Raw genomic sequence first — 5,039 nt, 5'->3', positions numbered from 1 at the left:
ATTATTTGTTGCATTTGAAAGTAGCCATTGTAGGTTTCTAAATGGTTCTAAATCTACGACATAAATATCTTTTTCTAATACACATTTTCTAAGAAAATGAGACATAGTTTTGCAATTTGCAAGTTTCATTTTCTTTTTAAAAACTTCCTTTTCTTCCTTAGTTAATTTTATTTCTATTCTTTCATTTCTAAATCTATTTGCGATTTTATTCTCCTTTACGGGGTCTTAGGGTTCTCCCTAATAAGGTAAAAATTGATAAAAAAAGAAGCAGTCCATAAAGGTTCTGCTACATTAATTTTTCGTAAGTGGGTACTCACTTACTGTGCTTGCTATTAAAGTTATAAGCGTTAAGCGTGTATTAAGTTTTATTAATTATACCGCATTTAAAGAAATTAATTAAGAGGTATAAACGAATGTATTGACAATAATTATCAGTGCTGATATAATAATACCGACAATAGTGTCGGTTTGGAGGTTATTTATAAAATGAAAATGGAAGCTGATGAAAGAAAAAAGCAGATTAGACAAGCGGCTATGAAAGTCTTTTTGTTCAAAGGATTTAGAAATACAGTTATGAATGACATTATGGAAGCTACTGGGCTTTCTAGAGGTGGATTGTATCATCATTATGGTTCTACCTATGAAATCTTATACGATATTATGATGGAAGGTAATTTAAATAGAAAAGATATTATTCAAAAATCAATTTATGATGAAGGTTTAATATTAAGTCCACAGTTGCTTTCGAGAATGATTACAGACAAGATACTTGCAGATAATGATTATGTAAAGCTTTATGTTATGTTTTTATGTGAGTTAAAAGAAAATGATGATCTGAAAGAACTATATGTGAAAATAAAAAAAGAGTCCATACAAGTATTTAAAGATTTGTTTTATAGTTTGTTTAATGAGTTACCGTCTGATGATACATTTGAATTTATGATTAATATTATGAATTCTGGATTGATGGCTTGCGAAATTTTGAATGCCCGTGAGAATTTTATAAAAAATAAGATATATCTAACCGAGATGATAGAGACTTATTTTATAAATGTAATGAAAAAAGATGATGAAAGGAGTTAAATTTATGGATCTATTAAAAAAATACATTAAGAGAAATAAAGCACCATATTTTATTTCTGTCTTGTTCGCAATACTTGGAGTAATTTCAAATCTTTTTGTATATATTATTCTAAGTAAGATGATTATATCATTGATTGATGGTAGCCAAGATTTTTATTACTATATAAATAAAATTTTCTTGATACTTTCATGCCTTATAATCAAAGAAGTGTTTATGTTTTTGTCAACAATGATTTCTCATAAAACAGCCTATCAAATAATACGAGATATAAGAAAAAGTCTTATGGAAAAATTATTTAATATGCCATTAGGAGACATATTGAATGAGTCTACTGGTAAGTTAAAAGACATAATTGTAAATCAAGTTGATAATACTGAAACAACATTGGCTCATATGATACCTGAGATGACAGCTAATTTAGTCGGACCTATAATATTATTTGTTTACATGTTAATTTTAGATTATAGACTAAGTTTAATATCTTTAATTCCATTAGTTATTGGTGGATTTTTTATGGCAGGACCCATGAAAAGAATGAAGGTAAAGTTTCCACAAGCAGTTAAAATTGGCCAAGATATGAATAATTCAGTGGTTGAATATATAAATGGAATAGAAGTTATTAAAACATTTAATCAAGGTGAAAAATCTTATAGAAAATACAGGGACAATGTGTATAAAAAGGCAAATTATTATTACGATTGGATGGGAGAAAACACAAGAGACTATGCGATAAGTATGTCTATTGCTCCAGTTGGTATTTTGACAATTATACCTTTTGGCTTATATTTCTGCATGAATGGTTCACTAGATGGTGGTGTATTTTTAACATTGATAATTCTTTCTTTTGGAACTATTCAAAACATTATGAGAGTAATGACTTTTGAAGATGATATTGGAAGAATGTCAACTATTTTCGAAGAGATTAAGAATATACTTTGTGCGAGAGAATTATCTCATAAAAATGCAAATTTAGATATAAAAAATAATAATATAGAGATGAAAAACGTAGATTTTTCTTATGAAAAAGACAAGCAAGTCCTAAACAATATAAATTTAAACATAGAAGAAAGAAGTGTGAATGCTTTAGTAGGTGAATCGGGTTCGGGTAAGTCGACTATTGCAAAACTAATTTCAGGATTTTGGGACGTAGATAGTGGTTCTATAAGTATAGGAAATGTAAATATTAAAGATATGTCGCTTGAAAAGTTATCTTCTATTATTTCCTATGTAGCACAAGATAATTTTCTTTTTGATATGTCAATTAAAGATAACATCAGGATAGGAAATGAAAATGCAAGTGATGAGGAAATAATTGAAGTATGTAAGAAATCAGCCTGCCATGATTTTATAATGAAGTTGTCAGATGGATATGATACAAGAGTAGGAGAAGCAGGCAAACATTTGTCTGGAGGAGAAAGGCAAAGAATATCAATTGCAAGAGCTATGGTAAAGAATGCTCCAATAGTTATTTTAGATGAGGCTACCTCTTATATCGATCCTGAAAATGAAGCCTTGATTCAAGATGCAATATCAGAACTTGTCAAAGGTAAAACTCTAATTATAATTGCCCATCGTTTAAAGACAATAACAGATGTAGATAATATATTTGTAATTAAAAATGGAGAACTTGCATGTAAAGGAAGCCATGAAGAGCTTTTGAAGGAATCAAAAGATTATCACGAACTTTGGGCAACTGCCTTGAAAGGAGAAGAAAATGATTAGTGTTTTTAAAAAAATATGGAATTTTTCTATTGAAGAACAAGTGTATATAAAAAAATCAATCTTTGCTAATTTTTTCGGTTCTATTTTTAATGCTCTACAATTTGCAGCCATTTATTATGTGATTTTTGGGATAGTAAACAAGGATATAAGTTTCAAAACAATAGGAATATCAAGTATATTCTTATTAATTAGTATAGCTGGAGTAATTATTTCAAAAAATTCCTCTATGCTCAAACAAACACATGCTGGATATTTCATGGCTGGACACAAGAGAATTGAATTAGGTGAAAAAATAAAAAAAGTTCCAATGGGATTCTTCTCAAGTTTAAGCCTAGGAAATTTAACAACTATTGCGACTACTAACTTAGATAATGTAGAAACTTGGGTTCCAACTTTGTATATAATGGTTTTCGGTGGTATGCTTAATGCTATTGTTTTTATCTCATCCTTATTTTTATTTTCTTATAAGGTAGGTCTTGTAGCAATAGTTGGCTCTATTGTATTTCTATTGATTGTTTCTCGTATGCAAAAAAGGTCCAGTAAAAATGCAGATAAGATTCATGAGATTCAAGTATCACTTACCAAAGAAGTCTTATCAACATTGCAAGGGATGCAAATTATAAAATCATATAATCTAAGAGGAAGTAACAATAAAAAACTTGACAAAAGCTTTGATGGTGCTAGTAAATATTCTTTTGATTTAGAAAAAACTATAATGCCATATAGTTTATTAGCTAAAATAATAATAACTATAACAATTTGTTTGATGTTGTTTATATCAATAAAATTATATTTTGTTGAAAGCGGGCAAATAGTCAACACTATTATGATACTTATAGCAAGTTTTGTAATATTTGATGGGCTTATAACATCTGGTTCTGCTATGGCAATGCTAAGGATGGTTGAGAATGCAATAGATTCTTATTCCTATGTAAATGATATGGAAGATATGGAAGAAGGAGAAGTTTCAGAGCCTATAAAAAATCACAATATAGTCTTTAAAAATGTTTCTTTCTCTTATGATGATAGACCAATTTTGAAAAATGTATCAGCAGAGATAAAAGAAAATACCATGACTGCTATTGTTGGTCCATCTGGATCTGGTAAGACAACATTTTGTAATCTCATAGCGAGATTTTGGGATGTAAATTCTGGTGAAATTTTAATAGGTGGAAAAAATATTAAAGACTATAAGATAGAAAATCTTATGAATTCTATTTCTATGGTCTTCCAAGACGTTTATTTATTTGAAGATACAATTGAAAACAACATAAAGTTTGGGAAACAAAGTGCAAGCCACGATGAGGTGGTTGAGGCAGCAAAAAAAGCAAGATGTCATGAATTTATAGAAGCTTTACCAGAAGGATATAACACTCTAATAGGAGAAAGTGGAGCAAGTCTATCTGGGGGAGAAAAACAAAGAATATCTATAGCCAGAGCCATGCTAAAAGACTCAGGCATAATAATCTTTGATGAGGCAACTGCAAATATAGACCCAGAAAATGAAGATAAATTAAAAGAAGCCATAGAACAACTTACAAAAAATAAAACAGTAATTATGATTGCCCATAGACTAAAAACAATTAGAAATGCGGATCAAATTTTAGTTTTAAAAGATGGAGAAATAGTAGAACGAGGAAATCATGAAGAACTGATTAAAAATAATGGACTTTATTCTGACCTTATCAATGCAAAAGCTAAGGCAGAATCATGGAAATTAAATAATTGATAGTAAGAAATATTTAAAGTCTTTGAACACGAAAAATATTTAGAGCAGGTGGACAAGAAAAATCACTTGCTCTTTTTTCGCCCCTAAATCATGATGGGAATTTCGAAAATAATTTAGAAGATAAAAATGTTGATGTAGAAAAACTTGTAGCTACACAAATGATGATTTAAGCATAAAAAATGTATCACCCCTTACCCTTATATCAGGATTTAGGTTGATATACAAAATTATTTACAGACCCTTTCATCAGTTTATTCGCTCTTAGTAATGTAATCTATCGCCAAATTTAGAGTTGATTTTATAGGATGTATTTTTGTAATTGCCACACTAATCACCAGAACTTTCTTTTGATTTATTAAGAAGTAGGGAATGGATCTGTCATATTTCTCTTGATAATTTTTCTATCTGTTTATTCATTGATTCGATTTCATTCTTGTAAAAAATTCCAGTTGTATTAGTTGTTTTTGCAATCTGGTTTATATTATTTGTTGCATTTGAAAGTAG

At 29.1% G+C, this 5,039-nt stretch carries 5 protein-coding genes; 3 read left to right on the top strand and 2 right to left on the bottom strand.

Going from position 1 to position 5,039, the window contains the following annotated elements:
* A partial coding sequence (locus HMPREF1871_RS06085) for a plasmid mobilization protein (RefSeq protein ID WP_456236248.1) occupies nt 1–177 on the bottom strand: 177 nt, incomplete at its 3' end.
* Nucleotides 178–486: 309 nt separating this feature from the next.
* Between HMPREF1871_RS06085 and HMPREF1871_RS04330 the strand changes: the two genes are divergently transcribed.
* The 3 genes from HMPREF1871_RS04330 to HMPREF1871_RS04320 are packed head-to-tail and all read left to right on the top strand — an operon-like array spanning nt 487 to nt 4,535.
* A complete protein-coding gene (locus HMPREF1871_RS04330) occupies nt 487–1,083 on the top strand; it encodes a TetR/AcrR family transcriptional regulator (RefSeq protein WP_066130451.1) in 597 nt (198 codons plus the stop codon).
* Between the two features lie 4 nt (nt 1,084–1,087).
* Nucleotides 1,088–2,806, top strand: a complete 1,719-nt coding sequence (locus HMPREF1871_RS04325) for an ABC transporter ATP-binding protein (protein ID WP_066130447.1) — start codon at nt 1,088–1,090, stop codon at nt 2,804–2,806.
* Nucleotides 2,799–4,535 (top strand): ABC transporter ATP-binding protein, encoded by a 1,737-nt coding sequence (locus HMPREF1871_RS04320; RefSeq protein ID WP_066130444.1) that lies wholly within the window; start codon nt 2,799–2,801, stop codon nt 4,533–4,535. The genes HMPREF1871_RS04325 and HMPREF1871_RS04320 overlap by 8 nt, the downstream gene beginning before the upstream one ends.
* Nucleotides 4,536–4,913: 378 nt before the next feature.
* On the opposite strand, the gene HMPREF1871_RS04315 is transcribed toward HMPREF1871_RS04320, so the two are convergent.
* Nucleotides 4,914–5,015: a hypothetical protein gene (locus tag HMPREF1871_RS04315; protein WP_456236247.1), complete on the bottom strand. Its 102-nt coding sequence runs from the start codon at nt 5,013–5,015 to the stop codon at nt 4,914–4,916.
* Between the last annotated feature and the right edge of the window lie 24 nt (nt 5,016–5,039).

This window comes from Gemelliphila asaccharolytica, from assembly GCF_001553005.1.
GTDB lineage: Bacteria > Bacillota > Bacilli > Staphylococcales > Gemellaceae > Gemelliphila > Gemelliphila asaccharolytica.
This window is presented reverse-complemented; position numbering and strand designations above follow the sequence as displayed.